The following is a 25,180-nucleotide window of genomic DNA, read 5'->3' on the forward strand; positions in this document are numbered from 1 at the left end:
CACCCACGCAACTCGCACCGCCGCGGGTTCTCAGACGTCGTCTGGCGAGGACAGCCTCGACGCCGCGTATTGGACATACGTAAGTCGGGGATCCCACAGTCCATCCAGACGGCGTCTGAGGTTCCGCCACCCGCACCGCCACGCAAAACAAGCCTGGAATCAGTCGCTAGCCGGCTCCCAGACCGAGGTTCGCGACCACCTGGCGCGTCGCCTTCGAACGGTTGAGGGTGTAGAAGTGCAGCGCCGGGACGCCCTCGGCGATCAGCCGCTCGCACAGCCGCGTCACCAGATCCACGCCAGCGGCGCGGAACCCCGCCGGATCCTCCGCCAGCGGCAGCAGCTGCTCCGACACCTCGGCGGGCACCGGCACCCCGGCCAGCTCGCCGAACTTGCCCAGCACCCGCGGCGTGGTGATCGGCATGACGCCCGGCAGCAGCGGCACGTCGCAGCCGCGGGCGGCCATCCGGTCGCGCAGCCGCAGGAAGTACTCCGGCTCCAGGAACAGCTGGGCGATGGCGAATCCCGCGCCCGCACGGATCTTGCGCACCAGGTGGTCGGCGTCGGTTTCCAGGTCCGAGGAGCGCGGGTGGCCGTGCGGGAAGGCCGCGACTCCGACGCAGAACTCGCCGAGCTCCCGCACCAGCCGGACGAGTTCCTCCGCGTAGGTCAGGCCGTCGGGGTGCCTGCGCCATTCGCCGTTCGGGTCCCCCGGCGGATCACCGCGCACGGCCAGCACGTTCTGCACCCCGGACGCGGCGTACCAGCCGATGACGTTGCGCAGTTCGGCGACGGAGTGGTCCACCGCGGTGAGGTGCGCCATCGGCGTCAGGGTGGTCTCCTGAGCGATGCGGCCGGTGGTCCGGATGGTGCGGTCCCGGTTGGAGCCGCCCGCGCCGTAGGTCACCGAGACGAAGGCGGGGTCCAGCGGCTCCAGCTCGCGGATGGCCCGCCAGAGGACGCGCTCCTCGTCGTCGCCGCGCGGCGGGAAGAACTCCACCGAGAAAGTCGTCTTCTCGGTCCGCAACCGATCCACCACCGCCGTCATGCCGAACAGGATAAGGACGGTTCCCGGGCTCCTCCGGCATCGTCCCAGCGGCTGGGAGCGGCCCCGGCGGCGTTCACCCGATGGCGTCGCGGAGGATGGAGGTGTGCCCCCATCGAATTCGACCGTCGTGCAAGCAACCGGCAAGGACATCGTCGTCGTGGAAACCGACCTCCCCGGTCAGGTCCAGCGGACGCTGACCGACTACCTGCAGACCCGCAGCGCCGAGGCAGCCGACCTCGATCCGGCGTTCGCGGCCGCGGTGGCCGAGCTGGCGCGGTTCGTCCTCGGCGGTGGGAAGCGGATCCGCCCCACCTTCGCCTGGTGGGGCTGGCGCGCGGCCGGCGGGCCCGCCGAGGGGCCCGCGGCGCAGGCGATGCTGCGGGCCGCGAGCGCATTGGAGCTGCTGCAGGCCTGCGCGCTGGTGCACGACGACCTGATCGACGAATCGGACACCCGCCGCGGCAATCCGACCGTGCACCGCAAGTTCGAGCAGATCCACCGCGAGTCCGGGTTCGCCGGCACCGGCATCCAGTTCGGGCGCGCCGCCGCGGTGCTGCTCGGCGACCTGGCGCTGTCCTGGGCCGACGACCTGCTGCACAGCGCCGGTATCCCGCCGGCGGCGCTGGCCCGGGCGCTGCGCCCGTGGCGCGCGATGCGCACCGAGGTGCTCGCCGGTCAGTACCTCGACGTGCTCGGCCAGTTCCGCGGCGACGAGACGCCGCAGGCCGCGCTGCGGATCTGCCAGCTCAAGGCCGCGTCCTACACCGTCCAGCGGCCGCTGGAGCTTGGCGCGGAGGCCGCCGGGGCCGGCCCGGACGCGCTGGAGGCACTGCGCCGGTTCGGCTCCGACATCGGCGTCGCCTTCCAGCTCCGCGACGACCTGCTCGGCGTCTTCGGCGACCCCGGGGTGACCGGCAAGCCCGCCGGGGACGACCTGCGCGAAGGCAAGCGGACGGTGCTGATCGCCGAGGCCGTGGCGGCGGCCCGCGAGCAGGCCGACCAGCCCGCGCTGGACCTGCTGCGCGACGTGCTCGGCGATCCCGAACTCGACGCGGACCGCGTCGGGCAGGCCCGGCAGGTGCTGACGAGGCTCGGCGCGGTCGCGGCCGTCGAGAAGCGGATCACCGAGCTGACCGGCTCGGCGATGCTCGCGCTGCACGCCGCGGGACTGGCCGAACCGGCCACGTCGCGGCTGGCGGAGCTCGCGATCGCCGTCACCGACCGCAGCCACTGATGCGCACCGTCACCGGCCGCACCGATCACGTCGTGGTCGTCGGTGCGGGCCTGGCCGGGCTGACCGCGGCCCTGCACCTCGCGGGCGCGGGGCGGCGGGTGACGGTCGTCGAACGGGCGGGCCTGCCGGGCGGGCGGGCCGGGTTGCACGAGGTCGCCGGGTACCGGATCGACACCGGCCCGACCGTGCTGACCATGCCCGAGCTCGTCGACGAGGCGCTGCACGCGGTCGGCGAATCGGTGGCCGACCGCCTCGACCTGATCCCGCTGCACCCGGCCTACCGGGCGCAGTTCGCGGACGGCTCGGCGCTCGACGTGCACACCGACGCCGCCGCGATGGAAGAGGAGGTGCGGCGGTTCGCCGGGCCCGCGGAGGCGGCCGGGTACCGGCGGCTGCGGCGCTGGCTGACCGAGGTCTACCGGGCGGAGATGCACCGCTTCATCGACGCGAACTTCGACTCCCCGCTGGACCTGCTCTCGCCCGAGCTGGCGCGCCTCGCAGCGCTCGGCGGCTTCGGCCGGCTCGGCCCGGCGATCGGCCGGTTCCTGGCCGACGAGCGGCTGCGCCGGGTGTTCTCCTTCCAGGCTCTCTACGCGGGCCTGGACCCGCGCCGAGCGCTAGCCCTGTACGCCGTCATCTCGTACATGGACACCGTCAACGGCGTGTGGTTCCCGCGCGGCGGCATGCACGCCGTCCCGACCGCTCTTGCCGACGCAGCAGCGGGCGCGGGCGTCACGTTCCACTACAACGCCGAGGTGGCGGAGCTGGAGCGGCGCGGCGACCGGATCACCGCGGTCCGCACATCCGACGGCACCCGCATCGAGGCCGACGCGTTCGTGCTCACGCCCGACCTGCCGGTCGTGCACGGGCTCCTCGGCCACCGCCAGCGGCGGCGGTTGCGCTGGTCTCCGTCGGCGGTGGTGCTGCACGCCGGGACCACCCGCGGCTGGTCCGACGCCCACCACACGATCTCCTTCGGCGCGGCCTGGCACGGCACGTTCACCGAGATCATCCGCGACGGCAGGCTGATGACCGATCCGTCGCTGCTGATCACCAGGCCGACCGCGACCGATCCGTCGCTGGCGCCCGACGGCCGCGAGCTGCACTACGTGCTCGCGCCCTGCCCGAACCTGCGCACCGGGCCGATCGACTGGGAGCGGATCGGCCCCGCCTACCGCGACGAGCTGCTGGGCGAGCTGGAGCGGCGCGGGTTCACCGGCTTCGGCGCGGCGATCGAGGAGCAGCAGCTGATCACCCCGGCGGACTGGGCGGCGCAGGGCCACGCCGCCGGAACGCCGTTCTCGGCCGCGCACACGTTCGCGCAGACAGGACCGTTCCGGCCACGCAACCTGGTGCGCGGCCTGGCCAACGCGGTGCTCGCCGGCTCGGGCACGACGCCCGGCGTGGGCGTTCCGCCGGTCTTGCTGTCCGGCAAGCTCGCCGCGCGACGCATCACCGGCTGATCAGCGTCGATCGTCCGCTCCGGGCCCGCGCGGCCCGGACCGGACGACGACCTCAGAAGCCCATCGCCTGGGCCCTCCGCTTCACCTCTCGACCGCGGTCGCCGCGCAGCGCGTCGATCGGCGTGCCGGGCAACGAGTCGTCCGGGGTGAACAGCCACCGGAGGATCTCGTCCTCCTGGTAGCCGGCATCCCGGAGCAGGGTGGTCGTGCCCGCCAGGCCCTTCACCACTTCGGTGTCGACGAGGAACGCGCTGGGCACGCCCAGCACTCCGTTCCTGCGCAAGGCGAGCAGATGTCCATCACGGATCAGTTGGTGCACCCGGGTCACTGGCTGACCGAGTCGCTCGGCGACGTCGGGCAGCGGGACGACCTCCACATCGGGAGCGAGCACATCCGGGGCAGCAGGGATCGCACTCACGCTGCATACCTTGCCACATGACCGACCTCGATGCCGCACACTGCACGGCTCGCCCCCGGATACCATCATGATCGTGATCGATCCCGAGCCCGACCGCGGAGGCATCCCCGGTGCCGCGCGCGCGGCCTGCCACAATCGGGGTCGGAAAGGTACCTGGTGGTGGGCGGAAGATGACTCCTGAGACACGTTCCGGTGGTGGCCCGAGCCTCGTCGGAGCCATGCTCGAACGCCGCTACCGGGTCGATTCGCTGATCGCTCGCGGTGGCATGTCCACGGTCTACCGCGGCCTGGACACCCGGCTGGACCGGCCGGTGGCGATCAAGGTGATGGACGCGCAGTACTCCGGCGACCGGTCGTTCGTCGACCGCTTCGAGCGCGAGGCGCGCGCCGCGGCCCGGCTGCACCACCCCGACGTCGTCGCCGTCTACGACCAGGGCGTGGACCACCGCCCCGACGGCGATCACGTGTTCCTGGTGATGCAGCTCGTCGAGGGCTGCACGCTGCGGGACCTGATCATGGACCGCGGCGGCCGCCTGCCGCTGGCGATGGCGCTGAGTGTCATGGCGCCGGTGCTCTCGGCGCTGGGCGCCGCGCACCAGGCGGGCATGGTGCACCGCGACGTCAAGCCGGAGAACGTGCTGATCGGCCGGGACGGCTCGGTCATGGTCGCCGACTTCGGGCTGGTCAGGGCCGCGGCGGAAGCCGGTACGACCAGCGGCAGCATCATCCTGGGCACCGTCGCGTACCTGTCGCCGGAGCAGGTGACCACCGGCGCCGCCGACGCGCGCTCCGACTTGTACGCCGCCGGGATCGTGCTCTTCGAAATGCTGACCGGCCGCCCGCCCTACGTGGGCGACACCGCGCTGTCGGTGGCGTACCGGCACGTCAACGACGACGTCCCGCCGCCGAGCGAGCTGGTGCCGGAGATCCCGCAGGCCATCGACGACCTCGTGTTCCGCGCGACGCGCCGCGACCCCGCGCAGCGCCCGGAGAGCGCCGAGGTGTTCCTCGCGGAGCTGCAGCAGGTCCGCACCGACCTCGGCATCGCCCCGGTCGCCGTGCCGGTCCCGGCGTCCGAGGAGCGCACCACGCAGATGGCGCTCGCGGCCGGGGACCCGCCGACGGAGCAGATCCCGGCCGTTCGCGAGACGCGCCCCGTCGGGCCGCAGCGCACGCGCGCGATGGCCCGGCCCGCCACCGGCGACCACACCCAGGAGTTCTCCGCCGTCGCCGCCCCGCCCACGGGCCCGCAGCGGGACCGGAGTCGCGGCAGGCGCACGGTGCTGGTGTGGACCGTCGTGGTCCTGGCGCTGGCCGCGCTGGTCGGCGGCGCCGCGTTCTGGCTGGGCCTCGGCAGTTCGGTCCAGGTGCCGCGCCTCGTCGGCGAACAGGAGGCCGTCGCGCAGCAGGCGCTGGAAGGCGCCGGGCTGACCGGCAACGTCACCAAGACCTACGACAACGCCGTCGCGGAAGGCGTGGTGATCAGCTCCAACCCGCGCGAGGGCGGCAAGGCGAGCAGCGGCAGCACCGTGGACCTCGTGGTCTCGCTGGGCAAGCCCAAGGTTCCGGAGATCGCCGAGGGCACCACGCTCGCCGAGGCGGAGAGCGCGGTCCGCAACGTCAAGCTGCAGCCCAAGCACGACGAGTCCGCCGACCAGTACCACACCACGGTGCCCGAAGGCCGGGTCATCAGCGTGAACCCCGGCCCCGGTACGCCGCTGAACATCAGCGCCGAGGTCACCCTGATCGTCAGCAAGGGCCCACCGCCGGTGCCGGTGCCCGATGTGCGCGGGATGAGCAAGGCCGACGCGTTCACCACGCTGAGCAACGCCGGGTTCGACCCCTACGAGGCAGGCCGTCAGTTCGACTCCGACGTCGCCGGCGACCACGTCATCAGCACCGACCCGGCCATCGGCAGCGAGATCCGGCTGGTCGGCAAGCCGCGGATCGGCGTGGTGCTGTCGAACGCGGTGGAGGTGCCCAGCCTCAACGGCGTTCGGGTGGACGAGGCGAAGCAGCAGGTCGCCGCGCTGGGCCTGCAGCTGGACGTGCAGGCGTTCTTCGAGCGCGACGGCATGGTGATCCTGGGCCAGCTGCCGCTGGCCGGCAGCAAGGTCGAGCCCGGGTCGACGATCCACGCGACCGCGTTCTGAGCCACCGGGTCGTGGGCGCGCGCCCACGACCCGGCAGAACCGCGCGATCCGCAATGTGATCCTGATCTCTTCTAGGCGGTGTAACGTTTGCCCGCCGCCGGTGTCTACCAGCGCGTACTTGGCGTCCGGCGATCACCGAAAAGCGGGAGCGTCACCCACGACACGACGGATCTCGCCTGGTCACAGCGGCTCGAGCGGTCGGTTGTGGAACTATTGGAAGCACAATGCCCCCGAGTGTTTCGATCGAGTCGGCTCCCGACTGGTCCGAACGGACCGCCAACACCACAGCCGGCCAGCCCAGTCTCGGCGGACGCCGGCCTCGGCGCCCGCTGCCCCTGCGCACCATCGCACTGGGTGCGATCGGGTCCGTCCTGCTACTGGTCAGCTCCTTCGGCGCCGGCGGCACGCTCGTCCACGATCCCGTCCTCGGCTCCGGGCCGCTTTCGGCGCTGCGCTACGGGCACGGGCGCGACGTCGCGGTCACGGTCGTCTACGTCGGCTTCGCGCTGCTGGTGTGGGCGTGGGTCCGGCTCGGCCGCGGGGTGATCGCGAATCTGGTGACCTCGCGCGGCGTGCTGTGGGCGACCGCCGCCTGGCTCGGCCCGATGGTCATCGCGCCGCCGCTGTTCACCCGCGACGTCTACAGCTACCTGGGCCAGGGCCTGCTCGCGCTCAACGGCCTCGACCCCTACGGCGTCGGCCCGTCCGCGCTGACCGGGCCGATCCCGGAGAACGTGCACCCCACCTGGCAGACCACGCCCGCACCGTACGGCCCGCTGTTCATGGGCGTGGCCAAGGGCGTGATCCTGCTGGCCGGCCACGACGTCATCGCCAGCGTCATCGTGATGCGACTGGTGCTGCTGGGCGGCCTGGTGCTGCTGATCTGCGCCCTCCCCGGCCTGGTCCGGCGCCTCGGCGGCCGACTGCCGGTCGCGCTCTGGCTGGTCGCGGCCAGCCCGATGACGGTGGTGCACCTCGTCGGCGGCCCGCACAACGACATGCTCATGATCGGGCTGCTGGCGGTCGGCACGCTGCTGATGCTCGAAGGCAAGAACGTCACCGGGATCGCGCTGGTGTCGGCGGCGATGGCGATCAAGGCGACCGCCGGGCTCGCGCTGCCGTTCCTGGTGTGGATCTGGGCGTCCCGCCTGGACGGGCCGCTGTGGCGGCGGTTCGCCCGCGCCGTGTTCCCCGCGGTTGGCGTGTTCGTGGTGGTCTTCGGGGCCTGCACGGCACTCGCCAAGGTCGGGTTCGGGTGGCTTTCCGCGCTGTCCGCGCCCGGCATGATCGTCAACTACCTCTCCGCCCCGACCGCTGTCGGACAGGCATTGCACAGCCTGGTGCAACTGTTCGGCGAGACCAACATCTGGCCGTTCGTGGGCACCACGCGCACGCTCGGCTCGGTGCTGCTGGTCGCGATCCTGGCCTGGAACTGGTGGCAGGCGCGGGAAGGCGGGCCCGAGGCAGTGCGCCGCGCGGCGATCGTCCTGTGCTTCGGCGCGTTCCTGTCGCCGGTCCTGCTGCCGTGGTACACGACCTGGGGCTTGGCGCTGGGTGCGGCCTTCGCCTGGACGCCGCGCGCGCTGTCGTACGTGGTCGGCGCCTCGATCGCGCTGGTGCTGGCCTACTACCCCGACGGCGAGCAGGCGATGTACAACTGGCCGTTCGTCGCGGTCGGCATCGGCGCTGCAGTGCTCGGCGCGCTGTCCCTGGTCCGATTCGACCCGCTGGGCCTGAGCAGCACCTTCGGCAAGTTCTCGCGCACGGTCACGACCGCCCACCTGCCGCGCGAAGCGCACGAATCACGGCCCTGACCGTTCGTCCTCGTCGCTCGTCGGGCCACGACGAGCAAGACCCGGTTCACCGGCCCCGGCCGCCGCAGGCGAGGCTGTCGGGCACGACGCCGTTCGACGAGGAGGACGCATGCGCACGATCGGGATGCTCGGCGGGATGAGCTGGGAATCCTCCGCCGAGTACTACCGGCTGCTGAACGAGGAGAGCCGTGCTCGACTCGGTGGCTACAACACCGTGCCGAGCGTGCTGTACAGCGTAGATTTCGCCGCGATCGTGGCCATGCAGGAGGCCGGTGACTGGGCAGCGGCAGGCCGGCACCTGGCCGACGCCGCGCGCCAGGTGCGCCGCGCCGGAGCAGACCTGGTCCTGCTCTGCACCAACACGATGCACCAGGTCGCCGAGGAGATCGAGGCGGCGATCGACGTGCCGTTCGTGCACATCGTCGACGCCACCGGCGCGCGGATCGCGGCCGCCGGCCTCACCCGGGTCGGCCTGCTGGGCACCCGCTACACGATGGAACTCGACTTCTACCGGGCGCGGATGCGCGACCGGCACGGCATCGACGTGATCGTCCCGGAGGAACCCGACCGCACCCTGGTGCACGACGTGATCTACCGGGAGCTGACCCGCAACCGGGTCGAGGACGGCTCCCGCGAGCAGTACGTGCGGATCGTGCGGGGCTTGGCGGAGCGCGGTGCCGAGGCCGTGATCCTCGGCTGCACCGAGATCACGCTGCTGCTCGGCCCGGGCGACAGCCCGCTGCCGCTGTTCGACTCCACCCGCCTGCACGTCGCGCACGCCCTCGACATCGCACTCGCCCAGTAATCGCAGGAGGGCCCGGAACCGCTCGGGTTCCGGGCCCTCCCGACTGCTTCCCGCTGGTTCAGCCGCGCAGCATCTCCGCGACCAGGAACGCCAGCTCCAGCGACTGCTGGGTGTTCAGGCGCGGGTCGCAGGCCGTCTCGTAGCGGCCCGCCAGGTCCGCGTCGGAGATCTCCTGGGCGCCGCCGACGCACTCCGTGACGTCCTCGCCGGTCAGCTCGATGTGGATGCCGCCCGGGTGGGTGCCGAGCCGGTGGTGCACCTCGAAGAAGCCCTGCACCTCGTCCACGATCCGGTCGAAGTGCCGGGTCTTGTAGCCGGTGCTCGCCTCGTGGGTGTTGCCGTGCATGGGGTCACACTGCCAGATCACCTGGTGCCCGGAGGCGGTGACCTTCTCCACGATGGGCGGCAGCACGTCGCGCACCTTGCCGTTGCCCATCCGGCTGATCAGGGTGAGCCGGCCGGGCTCGTTGTTCGGGTCCAGCCGCTCGACGTACTCCACGGCCTGCTCGGGCGTGGTGCCCGGGCCGATCTTGAGGCCGATCGGGTTGGAGATCAGCTCGGCGAACGCGATGTGCGCGCCGTCCAGCTGACGGGTCCGCTCCCCCACCCACAGGAAGTGCCCGGACAGGTCGAACAGCCGCGGCCGTTCGCCGGTGGTGTCCAGCCGGAGCATGGCGCGCTCGTAGTCCAGCACCAGCGCCTCGTGGCTGGCGTAGAACTCCACCGAGTGCAGGCTGGAGTCGTCCACGCCGCAGGCCGTCATGAAGCGCAGGCCGCGGTCGATCTCGGCGGCGACGGACTCGTAGCGCTCGCCGGCCGGCGAGTTGAGCACGAAGTCCTTGTTCCAGTCGTGCACCTTGGTCAGCGCAGCCATCCCGGCGCTGGTCAGCGCGCGGGACAGGTTCATCGCGGCGCTGGCGTTGGCGTAGGCGCGGATCAGCCGCGACGGGTCGTGGCGGCGCGCGTCCTCGGTGGCGACCAGCGAGTTGATCATGTCGCCGCGGTAGGACGGCAGGCCCAGCGCGTCGGTGTTGCTGGAACGCGGCTTGGCGTACTGCCCGGCGATCCGGCCGACCTTGACCACCGGCATGCTCGCGCCGTAGGTCAGCACCACCGCCATCTGCAGCAGCGTGCGGATGTTGCCGCGGATGTGCGGCTCGGTGTTGTCCGCAAAGGTCTCCGCGCAGTCGCCGCCCTGCAGCAGAAACGCTTCGCCGCGGGCGACCGCCGCGAGGTGCCGACGAAGTTCGTCCACCTCGGAGGGCACGGTCACCGGCGGGACGCTCTCCAGCACCTTCCGGACGCTGCCGGCCTGGTCCGGGTTCGGCCACTGCGGCTGCTGCGCGGCAGGGCGGGCCAGCGCGTCGTCCAGGCGGGCGCGCATCTCCGGCGGCAGCGGCGGCAGCTCGGGCAGGTCATCTACGGGGACGTCGACGGTCCAGTTCACATTCCCAGAATAGGGGCTGCGCGCTACTCCTTTAACGCCGGGAGAGCCGTCCCACATCGCGGAAGCCCTGCGGGCTTCGATTCAGTAGCCGCCGCCGAGCTTGCGGTGGTCCCAGGTGATCTTCCGGGTGGGGGTGAAACGCAGCCCGACCCGCTTCGCGGCCTTGGCGCGCAGGACGGCCCGGGCCTCCTCGCTCGCCGCCAGCTCGCCCGGGGCCGCCGTGCCGTAGCGCTCGGCCAGGCTCAGGCCGATGCGCTCGACGTCCTCCGGCGCGTCCAGGAACTGCACGTCGCACTCCAGCGAGACGCCGCGCAGCTCGCCGTACTCCGTGCCGGTCTCCAGCAGCAGCGTGGCGCGCGGATCGCGGCGCAGGTTCAGCGTCTTCTGCGACCGGCCGTAGGACCACACCTCGATCACCGGGCCGTCGTGCACGAACCACATCGGCACCAGGTGCGGTCGCCCGTCGGCCTTCACCGTCGCCAGCACGACGATCCGGCGCCGGGCGATGAAGTCGACGATCTCGTCCTCGGACATGGTGATCTGACCGCGACGCGACATTGCAGCGCTCCGTTTCCCGCTGGGCCGGTGGTGTGCCGATCTTGTTCCGGAACACCCCACCACGTCAACGGAAGACCGCCCGCCGAAGATCATCCGAACCGACGAGGCGGACGCTGGGCGTCGTGGTGCGGAAGACGCCGAGCTAGCTCGTGGCGGCGGCCTTCTCCTGCTGCCACTCGGCCTCGATCGCGTCTGCGTCGTAGCCCACCGGCTCCCAGCGCTTGGCCAGCAGCGCCACCAGGCCCATCAGCGGGGCGAGCGCGATCACCCAGAACACGCCGCTGCCCAGCGATGCGCTGAGCACCGGGAAGAAGAACAGCGCCAGCGTCGAACCGACCCGCAGGGTGCCCTGGTTGAAGCCGATGCCGGTGCCGCGCATCGTCGTCGGGTAGCTCAGGGACGCGAAGCTCATGAAGTGCGCGCCCGGCCCGGAGGCCTGCGCGAACATGAACGCGCCCAGTGCAAAGATCGCGAACAGCACGTACGCGGTCGCCGACGGCTTGCCGATCAGCGCCAGCACCACCAGCGACGTCAGCTGCACGGCGAACCCGATGAACGTCATCTTCCAGGCGCCCGCCCTGTTGGCGAGCCGGATGCCGAGCAGGCCACCGGTGACGGCGAAGACCAGGTTGAGCACCAGCGAGGCGGTGATCGTGTTCAGCGCGCCCTGGGCGAGGATGCTCGCGATGATGATCGGCAGCCCGTAGGCGACCGCGTTGTAGCCGAAGGTCTGGGCGAGGCCGATGACCAGCGCCTGGAACGTCCGGGCGCGGTAGCGGGGCTGGAACAGCTGCGCGAAGTCCCGCAGCCCGCGGCGCTCGGCCTGGGGCTTCACCACCTCCGCGTCCGGCGCGACCACGGCGTTGACGCCGTAGGACTTGCGCAGGATCTTCGCGGCCCGCTCCAGGTCGCCCTGGTTTGCCGCCCAGGACGGCGACTCGTTCATGTACTTGTTGCGCACCAGCAGGATCACCAGCGCGGGCACCGCGCCGAAGCCGACGGTGAACCGCCACAGCAGGCCGTGGTGCTCGTCGGGCAGCACGAAGTACAGCGCCATGATCACCAGGTAGCAACCGCTGGTGGCCACGTACCAGGCGGGCGACCACGCCGCGGTGCGGGAGCCCTTGCTGCCCTTGCCCTTCAGCCGGGAGAACTCGGCCAGGAAGGCCATCGCGACCGGGATGTCCATGCCGACGCCGAAGCCCATCAGGAACCGGAAGAAGATCAGGACCTCCATGTTCGGCGCGAGCGCGCAGCCGAGCGCGGAGACCACGAAGAACAGCATGTCGGCCATGAACACGCGGTAGCGGCCGAGCCGGTCCACCAGCAGGCCACCGAGCCACGCACCGAAGATCGCGCCGACGCTGATGGAGGCGGTGACGGCGCCGGCCCCGGCCGGGGAGAGCCCGAACTGCTGCTTGATGTCGGTGATGCCGTAGGCCAGCGAAGTGAGGTCGTAGGCGTCCAGGAAGATCCCGCCGAGGGCCAGCAGCACGATCATCTTCGCGTGGCTGCCCCGTGCCGCACCCGAGTTGACCAGTTCGGTGACGTCCCGAGCCGAGCGAATGAGCACGGGCTCGCGCTCGGCGACCGGTTGCGTGGACACGGCTGCACCCCTCCGAAGTTCTCGTATCGCGCCTGCAGGCGCGAGCGAGGAGTTAGCCTAACTGGTGGAACGAATGCGTCCACATGCTGAAACAAGTCAGCGCACGGCAGCGATCAACCGGTCGATGCCGCTGCGGATCCGACCCGCGTCGGCGGGGGTAAGCAGGAACATCTGCTCGCCGGTCGAGCCGCGTTCGGTGTGGTCGAGGTAGCGGCCGTCGGGCTCGGCGTTGTCGAACCAGCGCACCACCGGCGACCGCCGCACGCGGCCGTGCGGGTCGCGCAGGTTCGCCGCGATCTGGCCGCCGCGCACGTGCACCGCGTTCCCGATCTCGTGGTACGCGGCCACCTGCTGGTCACCGCTGCTGCCGCGCGACTGCGTCACCTCTTGCATCATGCTGTCCGGCATCTCCTCGGCCTGCGGGGCCGGTTTGAGGGAGCTGGCCGGAACCCGCACCGCAGGGCGGTTACCCGGCGGCGCAGGCGGCAGCGTCGGCAGAACCACTTGGGAGAGCTGCATCTTCTCGTGCACCTCGACGGTGAGCGCGCCACCGAACCGGTCGGTCTCCCCCGGCTCCTGCACGCCAAGCACCACCCGGTCGCCTTCGGTCAAGGCGGCGACGGTGCGCCAGGCCGCGTCGCTGGCGAAGTCCGGGAACCACAGCGAGTCGACCCACAGGTACGGCTTGGTGAGCACCTTCAACGCCTGCGCCAGGCCCGGGTCGACCTCGTTGTTCACCAGGATGCCCAGCTCCGCCATGGTGCCGGCCTCGCGCTGGGCGACCTCGCCGAGCTGCTGCTTGGTGCGGCCGTAGGCCGGTCCTTCCAGCGGCAGCGTGAGGTCGTCTAGTTCGAGGTAGCTGCGGACGAGGTAGAGGTGCAGCGGGTGCAGTTGCCAGCGGCCGACGAGGGCCACGTGTCCTCCCCCAAGGAGTGATCGGTGTTGTCGGTTGGGTCGACTTGCCGCAATTCCAATGGAAATCGAAGGTCCAATTTCCATTGAAATTGCGGAAGTTATCCACAGGTGTCGGCGTGTCGTGGTGCGACACGCCGACGATCCGCAGTTTCAACTGAAACTGCGGAGTGATCAGGCGCCGAAAACGGGTGGCGCGGTCTTGGGCATGTCTTCGAGCCAGATGTCGTCCTGCTCTTCGAGCCACCCGGGACGCTCGTGATCCTGGTCCTCGGAGCCTTGGCCGCGCTGACCTGCCGCGCCCGTCCCGCCGGCGCCCGTGCCACCGCGTCCGGCCGCACCGCCCGCGGCACCGGCCGCGCCACCGGCTGCGCCGCCAGCGCCGAGCCCGCCAACTCCGGCACGACCACCTGCTCCGAGCGCGCCCGCACCAGCACCGGCGCCTAGCCGACCGGCGCCACCTGCACCGAGCCCGCCGGGCTTACCGCCGCCAGCACCACCGGCACCGCCGCGGCCCATTCCTGGACCACCGCCAGGCCCGCCACGTCCCATTCCGGGCCCGGGGCCACCGGGGCCAGTGCGTCCCGCTCCGGGGCCGGGCAGGTAGCCGATGCCCGCGTCTCCCTGCCCAACGCGGCCGGGGAGCCCGGAGCCGGGGATATCACCTGGCAGCCTGGCCGGCGAGTCGCCCGGGGTCCACGCCGATCCGGTCTTTGCCGGAATGTTGGGGTTTCCGCCGGTGATGTCGCCGACGTTGGCGACTGAAGGCGTCGAGGGCTGTCCGCTGCCCTTGCGGTTCCTCGGCTGAACCGGCGGGGGCGGCGGCTCGATGGGCGGCGGCGGGGGCGGCGGTGGGGGCGGCGGAGGCGGCGGCGTGGGCTTGTCGTTGAGGTCCCGGTAAGCCGGAACCGAAGTGTCCACATTGGAGTACGTGGGACTGAGCACCCGCCCCATGGTCTCCTGCGCCCCGCGCTCGGCCTGCTGCCGCTCCCTCATCTGCGCCAGCGCGTCGAGACCGCCACCGGCGACTCCAGCCGGGATGCTCGCCAGCATGGTCCGACCGTAGTGGTGCCCCTCGGGTTCCGGGACCATCGCCTTGACCTGACCGGCACCCGAGGCGGCTTCCTCGATCTTGTTGCCGGTCAGGTGGAATGCCTCGGAGCTGCTGGACATCCAGTTGACCAGCGGTTCCGCCGACTCGTTGGCCGCATCGGCGGCCTCGCCCTCCCAGCCGCCCGAGATCGCCGCACCGGCCTCGCGCTGCAGCGCTGGCCCGATGTCCTTCAGCTTCGCGGCGATTTCCCGCCACTGCTGGGCGGCTCTGGTGGCCTTTTCCTGGTCCAGCGAACGCTGGTTGGTGTCGTAGAGCTCCTGGTGGCTGTAGGACTGCCAGTTCTCCTGCTGGGTGATCGATGCGGGGTCGAACTCCATGCCGCTGGCCAGCGCCCTGTTCTGCGCCTCAAGCTGTTGGCGGAGCTGCTCGTTGTGCTGCTCGGAAGCCGCAGCAGCGGCCTCCTGGGCGTTTTGTGCCCGGGAGTTGTAGCCGAACAGGTCCGCGCCGGCGTCGTAGGCCCCGCCAGCGCCCTGGGCGACGGCGTTGCCAACCGTGGAGGCAGTGTCAACGACGGCGCCACCGACGTCTTTGGCTACACCCCCGGCCCACTCGAAAAACCCCATCGATCCCCCAGCTATCTCGGCATCCGAGGCGCAATAGCCTCAGCAATCTTCAAACCCTCGGCACACTCATCGAGCCCCTGGTCACGGAACTCACTCACATCGATGATGATCACACCACCACCAGCGTTGAACAGAGCCGAACAGATCCGCGCCTGCGTCGCACTCTTGTCAATCGCACTAGCCGCAGGACGCCCATCGACCTCTGCGCGGTCAAACTTCGCCCAGTTGTCCTGCTTGCCGTACGACTCGACTGTCTTCTCCTGGTTCTTGGAGAAAGTCGCCCTGAACGGACGCCCGTTGAAGCGGCAGCCCGGCTCTGAGGAAGTACTCGAGTCAGGCTCGCCAGACTCCTCGAAACCAAACGACTTCAGCTCTTCAGGCGTCAGCAGCGCACAAGGATCGATCGCGGCGAGCCCCTGTGGCTCCTCCTTGGGAGGCGGGGCGTCACTCGATGCCGGACCGCCACAGGCTGCGATGGCCAGCATTGCTGTGCCGACACACGTCGCAACCGCAGTTCGAGACAACGTCCTCACGCCTGACTACCCCTCTGCAAGTCCTCACCGATCTGCTCGTCAGTAGCAACGTAGTCCCTCGCCGCTTGACGGAAGAGGTCCGCCTTCTGGATCAACTCGTCACGCAGCTTTCCCAGCAAGTCAGCCGAACCGTTTTCTCCCACGGCCTTCTGCCCGAACTTCGCCGCCAACTCCTGCGCGGAGCGATACTCCCCCAAACCGTCAATACGACCCAATTTGGCTGCAGCTTGGGCAAGATCGTCGACTTCTTCTGCCTTGCGCTCGTAGACGTCGGCCGCTTTGTTGGCTGCGTCGGGGTTCATCTTCAGCTGGCCGGATGAAACCTGCTGCGACAGCTGGTCGTTCTGCTGCGCGATCGCGCCCAGCGCCGCACCGGCACCGGCGAAGCCGACGGCCGAGCCCAGCTCCCCAGATAAGTACGCGTCAGCCATCCCGAGCCCCCTCCGGCACAGATCGTCCAACCGGGAAGAACTCTAGCGAACCGGACATCGCGCACGCGTGTGAACTCGAAAGATGATCACATGACGGGCTCACTTCACCCGTTGAGACTAGTCAGGAATGAAGCCCACCGAATCCAAGACTGATTCCTCGATCACGGCAGTCAACCGAACCGGAGAGGCGTTGGGGAGCCCGGAAGAATTCATGGCCGAACTTCGGGACCTGGCGCGGGAAACCGCTCCGCGGTTGTTCGCCCTGTGCGAGGAGTTCGGCGATCGCCACGACGCGCAGGTCGAGTACTGGGGCATGGCCTTCGACGACTGAGCCGACGTCGTCAGCGCATCCGGCCAAGTTCGGGCCAGCTTCCGGTCCGCCGAGGCCGCGCTCAGCCGGTTGTCGCGGCGATCGAACCTGCATCTCGTCTGGGCTTGAACGTGCGAAAGGCGCCGCCGCCCGACCTCACGGGTCAGACGGCGGCGCCTATCGGGCGGCTCAGCCGAAGAGGACTTCGGCTTCTGCGTAGCGCTCCAGGGGCACCGTCTTCAGCGATGCCGTTGCTTCGCGCAGGGGCACCCGGACGATGTCCGTGCCGCGCAGCGCCACCATCTTGCCGTAGTCGCCTTCCGTGATCGCGTCGATCGCGTGCAGGCCGAAGCGGGTCGCCAGCACCCGGTCGTAGGCCGTCGGCGTGCCTCCGCGCTGCACGTGGCCGAGGACCATCGCGCGCGACTCCTTGCCCGTGCGCGCCGCGATCTCCTCCGCCAGCCAGGTGCCGACGCCGCCCAGCCGGACGTGGCCGAAGGCGTCCTTCTCGCCCGTCAGCAGCAGTTCCTTGCCGCCCTCCGGAACCGCTCCCTCGGCGACCACGATGATCGGCGCGTACTGGCGCTCGAAGCGCTGCTCCACCCAGGCGCAGACCTTCTCGACGCTGAACGGCTGCTCCGGCACGAGGATGACGTTCGCGCCGCCCGCCAGCCCGGAGTGCAGCGCGATCCACCCCGCGTGCCGACCCATCACCTCGACCACCAGCGCCCTGTGGTGCGACTCCGCCGTCGTGCGCAAACGGTCGATGGCCTCCGTGGCGATGTGCACCGCCGTGTCGAAGCCGAACGTGTAGTCGGTGGCGTCCAGGTCGTTGTCGATCGTCTTGGGCACGCCGACCACCGGCACGCCGTCGTGGGTGAGCTGCTCGGCGACGCCGAGGGTGTCCTCGCCGCCGATCGCGATCAGCGCGTCCACCCGGTTCTCCTCCAAGGTCGCCTTGAGCCGGGCGATCCCGTCGTCGACCTTGTACGGGTTGGTGCGCGACGAGCCCAGGATGGTGCCGCCCCGGTTGAGGATGTCCTCCACCTTGTCCAGGGTCAGCGGCATGGTCAGGCCCTCCACCGGACCCAGCCATCCGCTGCGGAATCCCAGGATCTCGTGCTGGTGCACCGAAATCCCCTTGCGGGTCACCGCGCGGAGCACCGCGTTGAGCCCGGGGCAGTCGCCGCCACCGGTGAGCACTCCGACACGCATTCCAGCCGGCATCGCTTTTCGCCGCCTCCTCGAATTCAGCCCAGAAAGGACGTGATCTGCATCTCCCCCTGGCCACAGCGTGGCACGAACTGGATCGTTGCAGCAAGTACCCGGGAAGTTACCGGTCGCGACCGCGGAGCTGGGAACGTGCGAGGTCCGGAGCCGATTACCAGACGAAGCCGCGCTTGCGGCGGACCTCCTCGATCACCTTCCAGCGCTCGAGGTTGTGCTTGGCGTCGGCCAGGGCGTCGTGGGCGTTGTCCGGCGCGGCCGGCAGCTTGGGCTTGCCGACGTCCTCCCAGCGCTGCCGCAGGTCGCGGGTGAACTTCGGGATCCGCGACGGCAGCATCGGCATCGCGCCCCACAGCTGCGCCAGCGCCACGTGGTCGTAGGCGGCGTACCAGGCCCACAGCTCGATGTTCCCGTTGCGGGCGGTCAGGAAGGAATACAGGTCCTCGCGGATCCGGGCGCGGGAGCGCCAGCACGGATCGGCGGGCGGCGGCAACTGCGGCAGCACGTGCTGCCGCACCCAGGCACCGGCCCGAGACGCGTCGAACTCGGTGGACACCGCGTAGAACTCGCGGCCGGACTCGTCGACCATCCCGATCGACACCAGCTCGATGGTCTGTCCGTCCTCGATGAACTCGCAGTCGTAGAAGTACCGCACCGGGCAAGGGTAGGTGGCCGCTGTTCCAGCAGGGTGTGCGGGCCGTCAGCCGGCCTTGGACTCCGGGAGCCGCTCGGCCGGCTTCTGCGCCTTCCAGCCCGCGACGTGCTTGCCCTGCGCGGCGAGGTCGTCCTTCACCTTGGCGGCGTAGACGTCCACGTACTCCTGGCCGGAGAGCTCCATGAGCGCGTACATGATCTCGTCGGTGATGGACCGCTCCACGAACCGGTCGCCCGCCATGCCCTCGTAGCGGGAGAAGTCCAGCGGCGGCCCGACCTTCACCACGACCTTGTGCGGGTACCACATCTTCGATCCGATGGGGTTGACCCGGTCGGTGCCGAACATCGCGATCGGGATCACCGGCGCCTTCGACTCCAGCGCCATCCGCGCGACACCGGTCTTGCCCTTGTACAGGCGACCGTCCGGCGACCGGGTGCCCTCCGGGTAGACGCCCAGCAGCTTGCCCTCTCGCAGCAGGCGGACGCCGGTGTCCAGCGCAGCCTGCGCGGCGGCGCCGCTGGAGCGGTCGATCGGCACCTGCCCGACACCCGAGAAGAAGTACTTCTTGAACTTGCCCTTGACGCCCTTGCCCGTGAAGTACTCGCGCTTGGCCAGGAACGTCACCCGGCGCGGCATCATCAGCGGCATGAAGAACGAGTCGGCGACCGCCAGGTGGTTGCTGACCAGGATCGCGCCGCCGGTAGCCGGCACGTGCTCGACGCCTTCGACCTTCGGACGGCAGAACAGCTTCATCAAGGGCCCGAGCAGGAAGTGCTTCATCACCCAGTACAACACCGCGCTGCCGCCTCCTTGCCCCGCCGACTTCCCTGCTCAGCCTACGGAGCCGCGACATCGGGCACAATGCGACCTCGATGTGGTGATCTCGACCGCCTACCCGGAGCGATCACGACGGCACCGCCAATCCGCCCCACATGTCGGCCGCGCATGCGACGATGAAGCGGTACTGGCTCGCCGATGCTGTTGGGAGGCCGCGGTGCCCGTGCTCCCCGGTGCCGAACCGTTCACGCACAACGGATCGGAGGACATCGGCGTGCTGCTCTGCCACGGGTTCACCAGCACCCCGCAGAGCATGCGCGCCTGGGGCGAGCACCTGGCGGCGGAGGGGTTCACGGTCCGCTGCCCGCTGCTTCCCGGCCACGGCACCCGGTGGCCGGACCTGAACCGGACGAGCTGGCGGGACTGGTACGCCGCGGCCGAGGCCGAACTCGCCGAACTGCGCGGGCGTTGCCGGTCGGTGTTCGTGTTCGGCCAGTCCATGGGCGGCACGCTCACCTTGCGGCTGGCCGAGCGGCATCCCGATATCGCCGGGATCGTGCTGGTCAACCCGTCGGTGACGACGCTGCGCATGGGTGCCCGGCTGCTACCGCTGCTGGGCCGGGTGTGGCCCGCGATCGGCGGGATCCCCGGCGACATCGCCAAGCCCGGCGGGTTCGAGCTCGCCTACCAGCGGTTGCCGCTGCGCGCGATGGCCAGCATGCAGGAGTTCTGGGGCGTCGTGCGTGCCGACCTCGGCCGGGTGCGCCAGCCGCTGCTGCTGTTCCGGTCGGCCGTCGACCACGTCGTGGAGCCGGTCAACTCCGCGCTCGTGCTGGACGGGGTCGCCAGCAGCGATCTCGCGGAGGTCGTGCTGGCCGACAGCTTCCACGTGGCGACGCTGGACCACGACGCGCCCGCGATCTTCAGCGGCAGCGTCGAATTCCTGCAACGCATCCACTGCGAACGGGCCGAGGAAGTCGTATGAACACGCGCCGCGACAACCCCGACGGGCCGGAGGACATCGACGCCGCATTCGCCGAGATCGTCGCCGATCTGGAGCGGGACTCGACGTTCGCGCGGTGGCCCGAGGACGTCCCCGGGGAGACCACCGACGCCGCGGGCACCGCGAGCGCGGTCGCCGACGTCGCCGAGGTCGAGCCGAAGGCCGCGCCCGACGCGGGGCCGCGGGACTGGACGCCGGGGCCCGAGGAGGAGGAAGAGCACTTCGTCCCGCCGGAGCCGCCGCCGCTGCCCACGCCGCGACCGACGACGCTGCTCGGGATCGCGGTGATCGCGGTCGGAGTGCTGGTCCTGCTGGTGCCCGGCCTCGCCGGGATGTCGAGTTCGCTCTCGATGCCGCTGGGCCTGGTGCTGATCAGCGCAGGCATCGGCTGGCTCCTGCTGAGGCTGCGCCAGGGCCCGCCGCCGAACACCGGCAACGACGACGGCGCCCAGGTCTGACCCTCGCTTGTCGAGAGATTGGCGCAGTACAAGGCCTTGCCTACCGGGCGCAGGGAGCGGCAGCACCCTCAATTGCTGCGGAGAGGGGCGCCGTCCAACGGCGCTAGCTCCTCGAACGCAGGCTGGTTCACGCCGAGCGCTTATGGCCCACTCCTGCCCAAGTGGCTGATTCGCTTGGGCTAGTAAACGGAGAATCCTGGGATAAGGAGTCAGTTGCCTCCGGGTACCAAAGCGGCGTCCAGCACATACCCGGCGACAAATGCGTGAAATTTCCGAGGAGCGCGCCGATGTCATCCCGGCTGCGCCAAATCATGGGACTGCTGGAGGAGGCGCAACGACACCTGAGAGCTACGAGCTTGGAGAAGATTTCCTCGGGAACACCGTCATCAGTTATGTGCGACACCGCGAGGAACGAGCCAGTCGGCAGCAACTCGCGGTACCGCGCAACAGCCTCCGGGCCTATTTCCGAACCATTTTTATCGAATTGTTGTATATGGAGAACAGCGATCAGCAGCAACGCTATCGGCTCATCAGGATCCACGAGTTCGGTGGCGAGCATCTTCTGCCAAAGCCTGTCCGGTTCACGCAGGTCGGCTTCGATCGCCACATGTCTGCGCGGATCGCCCGTTTGGTCCAGAAGTAGTCGCGAATGGGCAACCGCGATCGGATCACGGTCAATGTAGACAACGTTGACCTCGGAATCCAGCTCTTGGGCCACCTGGTGGGCCGCCCCCATCGTCGGCGCACCAGAACCAACATCGACGATCTGCCGCACACCGAGGCGCACGAGATGGCGGACCACACGATGCATGAACAGCCGGTTCGCGACGGCGATATCACGCAGGACGGGGAAGCCCTGCAGGATCATGTCGCCGAAAGCGCGGTCGATCGCCCAGTTGGTACAGCCTCCGAGGAAGTAGTCGTAGACACGCGCCACGCTTGGACTCTCGAGATCTATGCCGCGAGGTGCGTCGATATCCTCGTCGCGCTCCGACATCGCGCTGATCATCTCCCCGCATGCTGTGCCGCAATGATGATCATTTAAGCAGATCTTTGCTCTCCTGGGGAAGCGCCGTTAGGGGGAGCCGGCTACGGCACTCCTCGGCCAGGTCCTGCAGGAACAACTTCGTATCTTGCTGCGACAATGCAGCCGCACTGAGCTGATCCCACGTGTTGTGGTACCCCTTGAGCTCCTGGCTCTTCTTGCGGTAGTCGCCATGGTGCGCGTGCTCAAGGTAAACGAACGATTCCCGACCTGCCTCCGGCGCCTCCGCATCAGCCGACAGCGGATCCACAGCGAAGCTCATCGCAGTGAAATCGCCGGGTACGTAGGGAGTTTCCGCGTCAAAGGGCAGGACCTGCAGCTGCAAACGCGTGCATTGGGATGTGAACTCGATGAGATGTTCCGCTTGGTCCGCGAGGATAGCATTTCGCCTAGCCCGTCCTCCAGGCATGCGCCGGAAGGCCGATTCGCTCAGGACGACGCGGTAGAACGGCGGCCGGGATCCCAACAGTGTTTTCCGCCGCTCGAGGCGCTGACGCATGGACTGGGTCACATCATCGGCACCCGCATGCCTGAATTGTGCCAACATGTACTGTTCGCTTTGCAACAAGCCTGGGATCCGCTCGCAATGCCACGCACGAACCTCGGTGGCATGGGGTTCGGATTCGAGGAACCTGTGGAAGTACGGAGGCGGCGACGGGCGCCCACTTCGAAGCTCGCGGGACTTCCGCGCCGAGTCCCTCATCTTTTCGGCCAATTCTTCACCGATGCCCAACGCCTCGACGAGCGTGTCCACATCCCCCACAGCGGTCGCCTGACTGGCAGACTCGATCTTCTGGATCTTTCCCTGCGACCAGCCACACTTCTTGGCGAGCTGGTCCTGGCTCACGGCAACCCGGATGCGGGCGTTGCGCACCGCCTTGCCGAGAAAACTTCGCGCCGCGAGACACTGCATCGTGCCGGACACCGGTCTCCAAGTCGGTCCGAGATTAACTCTGAATGATTATTGTAGCTGTATGTGCAGCAACACCGAACTTGACATACCAGCATCGAAATGACACACCCAATTGGAGTCATAGACGGCTACGCTATAACGATTAATCGCAACCCATGAGACCAAACGGGTGGTATCGCGCATCTCACCTGTCATAGACCCCGGCTCGCGCGGAGGCCAGGAAGGACCACCACTGGCGCGCCACGAACACCAGCACGGGACTGTCGGACAGCTTCGTGTCACGAAGTCCGACAAGATCAGTCCCCTTGTCATGGTTGACTGCCAGGCAGTTCGCATTGTTAGGGCCACATCTGCTAGACGTTCGCCAGGTCTCATCGGAGAAATGAGCCGTAACGCGCATCGGGCACCGTTCCTTCACCTTGTACCTCCAACAGATAAATCTCCCTTACCTCAAACGCATGATTAATCGTGTTCCACGATTAATCTCCCGGCAATCGCGGTCACACCATCGAGAGCACCACGCTCCAGTTGAAGGACGAACACGGACAAGCCCCACCGCACAGTGGCAAATCCGGCATCGATCGTGTTTGCCCAGGCGCGGACACGGCTGGGCAAACACGAGACCGAAAGACGTCTTACCGCAACCGGCGGCGGAATGCGATCCTCCCCCACACAAACCCGATCAACGAAGTGACGAGAACGGCCCCCGGTGCTGACATCACCAGCGCTGACCCCAGAAAACAGATCACCAACAACACGCCCGCTCGCATGGTGATGCCCCACCCGCCAAGGACGTCACCGATCAAACCTAGCCATGCCGGCCCAGCCGCCCTAGGGACGAGCGCGGCCTCGCGCCCCTCGTCGGCCCCAACTCGCAGCCGCGCACCTGGCCCCACCAGGGGGCTCCGACTCCGACGGCGCCCCCTGGGCGGGTGAGATGCCCTGTGACCACCTTGTTCGCCTGGCCCGGCACGCCGATGACGATCTACACTCCTCAACCGTTGTTCCTTTCCAACCCGCGAAGACAATTAACCCGCATGGCTCCCTGCTGGAACAGGAAGCCACGCTCTACACCGAGAAACGCCGCCGGAGTCAGCAACCCAAACGACCATTGAGGCCAAACGAGACGTCCCGATACATGTGACCAATTTTTACCAGCCCAGCACCTGTCATTTCAACAATAATACGAGAAAAACTTCGAAAATCCGCACGCGATTAATCGAAGAATGATTAATCGAATCCTCAACGCTGCCGCCACCTTTAAATAGGTAGTTGTTGGGGGCACATCGGACCAGGATTTGACCACGCCGATTGGCGCAGGACCGTTTACAGGGGCTTGGCCGACGCGATCTGTGGGCGCGTGTTCGGCGACGTCTCGCGGAATCGCGTCGTCAGGTCAGGTGGGGGGCTTTGGTGAGGACGTGTTCTCGGGCCAGGGCCGCCGAGCCGATCATGGCCGCCGAATCCCCGTAGTGGGCCACCGCGATCCGCGCCAGCGGGCGGTGACCGGCTCCCGTGACCGCCTGGGCGTAGTGCTCCCGGGCCGCGTCGAGGAACAGGTGCGCCGAGTCGGAGACCCCGCCCGCGATCACCACGACCTCCGGGTCGTAGACGTCCGCGACGAGCGCCAGGCCCTCGCCGAGCCAGCGGGCCAGATCCGCGACCGCGCGGCGGGCTACCGGATCGCCCGCTTCCGCCGCGTGCGCGACGTCGACGCCGGTCGGCTCGACCAGCACCGGCTCCCCCGCCTCCCGGCGGAGTTCCAGCGCCGTGGCCGCCAGTGCGGTGCCGCTGCAGTACCGCTCCCAGCAGCCTCGTTTGCCGCAGGAGCACGGCCTGCCGTCCGGGACGACGCGCAGGTGCCCCAGCTCCGGGGCGACGCCGTAGGCCCCGCGGAACACCTCGCCGCCGATCACCAGCGCGCCGCCGATGCCGGTGCCGATGGCCACCAGCGCGGCCACCCGCGCGCCGACCGCCGCTCCGAAACGCTGCTCCGCGACGGCCGCGGCGTTGGCGTCGTGCTCCAGGACGACCGGCAGCCCGAGCCGCTCGGCGAGCTCGTCGGCGACCGCGACGTGCCGCCAGGCCAGGTGCGGCGCGAAGCGCACCACCCTGCGGTCCTCGCTGACGAACCCGGCGACGGCCAGGCCGACCCCGGCGACCGGGTACCGGTCGGCGAGCGCGCGAACCGTGTCCGCGATCGCCGCGTTCAGCTCCGGGCCGGTGGCCGGCGTGGGCACGCGGTGGGTTTCCAGGATCTCGCCGTGCTGATCCGCCACGCCGGCCCGCACGCTGGTTCCGCCGACGTCCACTCCGATGGTCAGCACCTCGACGCGGCCTCGCCGTCCGCCAGCACCGGGCCGGTGACCCGCCGCACCGCGATCCGCCGCACCTTCGACGGTGCCGGAACGTCCTCTTCGGACTCCTCCGGCTCTTCGGCCGGGCGCGGATCGGCCAGCATCTGCCGCAGCGACCGGACGATCCCGAGGAGCTGGTCGTTGAGCTCCGGGCGGTGACCGCGCAGCCGCGCCACCGCCGCGCACAGCGGGCACCAGCCGCAGGCCGTTCCGCTTCCGGGCTCGGCGTCCTGGTCGCAATTGCCGAGGTAGTCCTCCGCCTTGCCCGCGACCACGTCGAGCAGTTGCCGAAGCTCGTCGAGGAGCTGGTCGTGCCGGGATTCGTCGCGCATCTCGTCC

24 protein-coding genes are annotated in these 25,180 nt (G+C 69.4%); 7 read left to right on the plus strand and 17 right to left on the minus strand.

The window, feature by feature from the left end; translation table 11 throughout:
* Positions 1-166: 166 nt before the first annotated feature.
* The gene (locus BLW84_RS12640) at positions 167-1,045 is read right to left on the minus strand and encodes a methylenetetrahydrofolate reductase (RefSeq protein WP_093265136.1); all 879 of its coding nucleotides are present in this window, start codon (positions 1,043-1,045) and stop codon (positions 167-169) included.
* Between the two features lie 103 nt (positions 1,046-1,148).
* Here BLW84_RS12640 and BLW84_RS12645 point away from each other — a divergent pair, with 103 nt between their 5' ends.
* Positions 1,149-2,279, plus strand: a complete 1,131-nt coding sequence (locus tag BLW84_RS12645) for a polyprenyl synthetase family protein (RefSeq protein WP_425441709.1) — start codon at positions 1,149-1,151, stop codon at positions 2,277-2,279.
* Positions 2,279-3,742 carry a phytoene desaturase family protein gene (crtI, locus tag BLW84_RS12650; RefSeq protein WP_093265139.1) on the plus strand — a complete coding sequence of 488 codons (1,464 nt, stop codon included), beginning with the start codon at positions 2,279-2,281 and terminating at the stop codon, positions 3,740-3,742. The genes BLW84_RS12645 and crtI overlap by 1 nt, the downstream gene beginning before the upstream one ends.
* A 52-nt stretch (positions 3,743-3,794) precedes the next feature.
* Here crtI and BLW84_RS12655 read toward each other — a convergent pair whose 3' ends face one another.
* Positions 3,795-4,160 (minus strand): Rv2175c family DNA-binding protein, encoded by a 366-nt coding sequence (locus tag BLW84_RS12655; protein ID WP_218157295.1) that lies wholly within the window; start codon positions 4,158-4,160, stop codon positions 3,795-3,797.
* A 170-nt stretch (positions 4,161-4,330) separates the two neighbouring features.
* On the opposite strand from BLW84_RS12655, the gene pknB reads away from it, so the two are divergent.
* The 3 genes from pknB (at position 4,331) to BLW84_RS12670 (ending at position 8,932) form a co-directional block, all read left to right on the plus strand.
* Positions 4,331-6,313 carry a Stk1 family PASTA domain-containing Ser/Thr kinase gene (pknB, locus tag BLW84_RS12660; RefSeq protein WP_245761103.1) on the plus strand — a complete coding sequence of 661 codons (1,983 nt, stop codon included), beginning with the start codon at positions 4,331-4,333 and terminating at the stop codon, positions 6,311-6,313.
* Positions 6,314-6,537: 224 nt separating this feature from the next.
* Positions 6,538-8,127: a polyprenol phosphomannose-dependent alpha 1,6 mannosyltransferase MptB gene (gene mptB / locus BLW84_RS12665; RefSeq protein ID WP_245761104.1), complete on the plus strand. Its 1,590-nt coding sequence runs from the start codon at positions 6,538-6,540 to the stop codon at positions 8,125-8,127.
* 109 nt (positions 8,128-8,236) lie between these two features.
* Positions 8,237-8,932, plus strand: a complete 696-nt coding sequence (locus BLW84_RS12670; RefSeq protein ID WP_093265144.1) for an aspartate/glutamate racemase family protein — start codon at positions 8,237-8,239, stop codon at positions 8,930-8,932.
* Positions 8,933-8,990: 58 nt separating this feature from the next.
* Here the strand turns inward: BLW84_RS12670 and BLW84_RS12675 are convergent, their stop codons facing one another.
* The 10 genes from BLW84_RS12675 to BLW84_RS12725 form a co-directional block, all read right to left on the minus strand.
* Positions 8,991-10,379, minus strand: coding sequence for a class II 3-deoxy-7-phosphoheptulonate synthase (locus BLW84_RS12675; protein ID WP_093265145.1), 1,389 nt, complete (start codon positions 10,377-10,379; stop codon positions 8,991-8,993).
* Between the two features lie 81 nt (positions 10,380-10,460).
* Positions 10,461-10,937 carry a PPOX class F420-dependent oxidoreductase gene (locus BLW84_RS12680; RefSeq protein ID WP_093265147.1) on the minus strand — a complete coding sequence of 159 codons (477 nt, stop codon included), beginning with the start codon at positions 10,935-10,937 and terminating at the stop codon, positions 10,461-10,463.
* Between the two features lie 142 nt (positions 10,938-11,079).
* Entirely contained in the window at positions 11,080-12,543 is a 1,464-nt protein-coding gene (locus tag BLW84_RS12685; RefSeq protein ID WP_093265149.1) for an MFS transporter, read from the minus strand.
* A 96-nt stretch (positions 12,544-12,639) separates the two neighbouring features.
* Positions 12,640-13,458 carry an ESX secretion-associated protein EspG gene (locus tag BLW84_RS12690; RefSeq protein ID WP_093265150.1) on the minus strand — a complete coding sequence of 273 codons (819 nt, stop codon included), beginning with the start codon at positions 13,456-13,458 and terminating at the stop codon, positions 12,640-12,642.
* A gap of 171 nt (positions 13,459-13,629) precedes the next feature.
* Positions 13,630-15,132: a PPE domain-containing protein gene (locus tag BLW84_RS12695; protein WP_093265152.1), complete on the minus strand. Its 1,503-nt coding sequence runs from the start codon at positions 15,130-15,132 to the stop codon at positions 13,630-13,632.
* A gap of 11 nt (positions 15,133-15,143) precedes the next feature.
* On the minus strand, positions 15,144-15,617 hold the full coding sequence (locus BLW84_RS12700) for a DUF3558 domain-containing protein (protein ID WP_093265153.1): 474 nt from the start codon (positions 15,615-15,617) through the stop codon (positions 15,144-15,146).
* A 44-nt stretch (positions 15,618-15,661) separates the two neighbouring features.
* Complete coding sequence (locus BLW84_RS12705) at positions 15,662-16,096, minus strand: hypothetical protein (protein WP_093265155.1); 435 nt, start codon at positions 16,094-16,096, stop codon at positions 15,662-15,664.
* 499 nt (positions 16,097-16,595) lie between these two features.
* Positions 16,596-17,621, minus strand: a complete 1,026-nt coding sequence (locus BLW84_RS12715; protein ID WP_093265157.1) for a 6-phosphofructokinase — start codon at positions 17,619-17,621, stop codon at positions 16,596-16,598.
* A 166-nt stretch (positions 17,622-17,787) separates the two neighbouring features.
* Positions 17,788-18,288 (minus strand): polyadenylate-specific 3'-exoribonuclease AS, encoded by a 501-nt coding sequence (locus BLW84_RS12720; protein WP_093265158.1) that lies wholly within the window; start codon positions 18,286-18,288, stop codon positions 17,788-17,790.
* A 45-nt stretch (positions 18,289-18,333) separates the two neighbouring features.
* A complete protein-coding gene (locus BLW84_RS12725) occupies positions 18,334-19,083 on the minus strand; it encodes a lysophospholipid acyltransferase family protein (protein WP_093265160.1) in 750 nt (249 codons plus the stop codon).
* 199 nt (positions 19,084-19,282) lie between these two features.
* Between BLW84_RS12725 and BLW84_RS12730 the strand changes: the two genes are divergently transcribed.
* On the plus strand, positions 19,283-20,050 hold the full coding sequence (locus BLW84_RS12730; protein ID WP_093265161.1) for an alpha/beta hydrolase: 768 nt from the start codon (positions 19,283-19,285) through the stop codon (positions 20,048-20,050).
* A complete protein-coding gene (locus BLW84_RS12735; protein WP_093265163.1) occupies positions 20,047-20,526 on the plus strand; it encodes a hypothetical protein in 480 nt (159 codons plus the stop codon). The genes BLW84_RS12730 and BLW84_RS12735 overlap by 4 nt, the downstream gene beginning before the upstream one ends.
* Before the next feature lie 127 nt (positions 20,527-20,653).
* Here the strand turns inward: BLW84_RS12735 and BLW84_RS12740 are convergent, their stop codons facing one another.
* The 5 genes from BLW84_RS12740 to BLW84_RS12765 form a co-directional block, all read right to left on the minus strand.
* Positions 20,654-21,535 carry an SAM-dependent methyltransferase gene (locus tag BLW84_RS12740; protein WP_245761105.1) on the minus strand — a complete coding sequence of 294 codons (882 nt, stop codon included), beginning with the start codon at positions 21,533-21,535 and terminating at the stop codon, positions 20,654-20,656.
* Between the two features lie 28 nt (positions 21,536-21,563).
* Complete coding sequence (locus tag BLW84_RS12745) at positions 21,564-22,496, minus strand: helix-turn-helix domain-containing protein (protein WP_093265165.1); 933 nt, start codon at positions 22,494-22,496, stop codon at positions 21,564-21,566.
* A gap of 172 nt (positions 22,497-22,668) precedes the next feature.
* Positions 22,669-22,884, minus strand: coding sequence for a DUF397 domain-containing protein (locus tag BLW84_RS12750; protein ID WP_093265166.1), 216 nt, complete (start codon positions 22,882-22,884; stop codon positions 22,669-22,671).
* A 991-nt stretch (positions 22,885-23,875) separates the two neighbouring features.
* Positions 23,876-24,811, minus strand: a complete 936-nt coding sequence (locus BLW84_RS12760) for an ROK family protein (RefSeq protein WP_093265170.1) — start codon at positions 24,809-24,811, stop codon at positions 23,876-23,878.
* Positions 24,805-25,173, minus strand: a complete 369-nt coding sequence (locus BLW84_RS12765) for a hypothetical protein (protein WP_245761114.1) — start codon at positions 25,171-25,173, stop codon at positions 24,805-24,807. The genes BLW84_RS12760 and BLW84_RS12765 overlap by 7 nt, the downstream gene beginning before the upstream one ends.
* Positions 25,174-25,180 lie beyond the last annotated feature (7 nt).

It is taken from the genome of Saccharopolyspora shandongensis, from assembly GCF_900106995.1.
GTDB classification, from domain to species: domain Bacteria; phylum Actinomycetota; class Actinomycetes; order Mycobacteriales; family Pseudonocardiaceae; genus Saccharopolyspora; species Saccharopolyspora shandongensis.

Excerpts from the sequence above, each read along its gene's own strand:
- BLW84_RS12640 (WP_093265136.1), bottom strand. The coding sequence starts at position 1,045 with ATGACGGCGGTGGTGGATCGGTTGCGGACCGAGAAGACGACTTTCTCG.
- crtI (WP_093265139.1), top strand. The coding sequence starts at position 2,279 with ATGCGCACCGTCACCGGCCGCACCGATCACGTCGTGGTCGTCGGTGCG.
- pknB (WP_245761103.1), top strand. The coding sequence starts at position 4,331 with ATGACTCCTGAGACACGTTCCGGTGGTGGCCCGAGCCTCGTCGGAGCC.
- mptB (WP_245761104.1), top strand. The coding sequence starts at position 6,538 with ATGCCCCCGAGTGTTTCGATCGAGTCGGCTCCCGACTGGTCCGAACGG.
- BLW84_RS12670 (WP_093265144.1), top strand. The coding sequence starts at position 8,237 with ATGCGCACGATCGGGATGCTCGGCGGGATGAGCTGGGAATCCTCCGCC.
- BLW84_RS12680 (WP_093265147.1), bottom strand. The coding sequence starts at position 10,937 with ATGTCGCGTCGCGGTCAGATCACCATGTCCGAGGACGAGATCGTCGAC.
- BLW84_RS12695 (WP_093265152.1), bottom strand. The coding sequence starts at position 15,132 with ATGGGGTTTTTCGAGTGGGCCGGGGGTGTAGCCAAAGACGTCGGTGGC.
- BLW84_RS12700 (WP_093265153.1), bottom strand. The coding sequence starts at position 15,617 with ATGCTGGCCATCGCAGCCTGTGGCGGTCCGGCATCGAGTGACGCCCCG.
- BLW84_RS12705 (WP_093265155.1), bottom strand. The coding sequence starts at position 16,096 with ATGGCTGACGCGTACTTATCTGGGGAGCTGGGCTCGGCCGTCGGCTTC.
- BLW84_RS12715 (WP_093265157.1), bottom strand. The coding sequence starts at position 17,621 with ATGCGTGTCGGAGTGCTCACCGGTGGCGGCGACTGCCCCGGGCTCAAC.
- BLW84_RS12735 (WP_093265163.1), top strand. The coding sequence starts at position 20,047 with ATGAACACGCGCCGCGACAACCCCGACGGGCCGGAGGACATCGACGCC.
- BLW84_RS12740 (WP_245761105.1), bottom strand. The coding sequence starts at position 21,535 with ATGATCAGCGCGATGTCGGAGCGCGACGAGGATATCGACGCACCTCGC.
- BLW84_RS12750 (WP_093265166.1), bottom strand. The coding sequence starts at position 22,884 with ATGCGCGTTACGGCTCATTTCTCCGATGAGACCTGGCGAACGTCTAGC.
- BLW84_RS12765 (WP_245761114.1), bottom strand. The coding sequence starts at position 25,173 with ATGCGCGACGAATCCCGGCACGACCAGCTCCTCGACGAGCTTCGGCAA.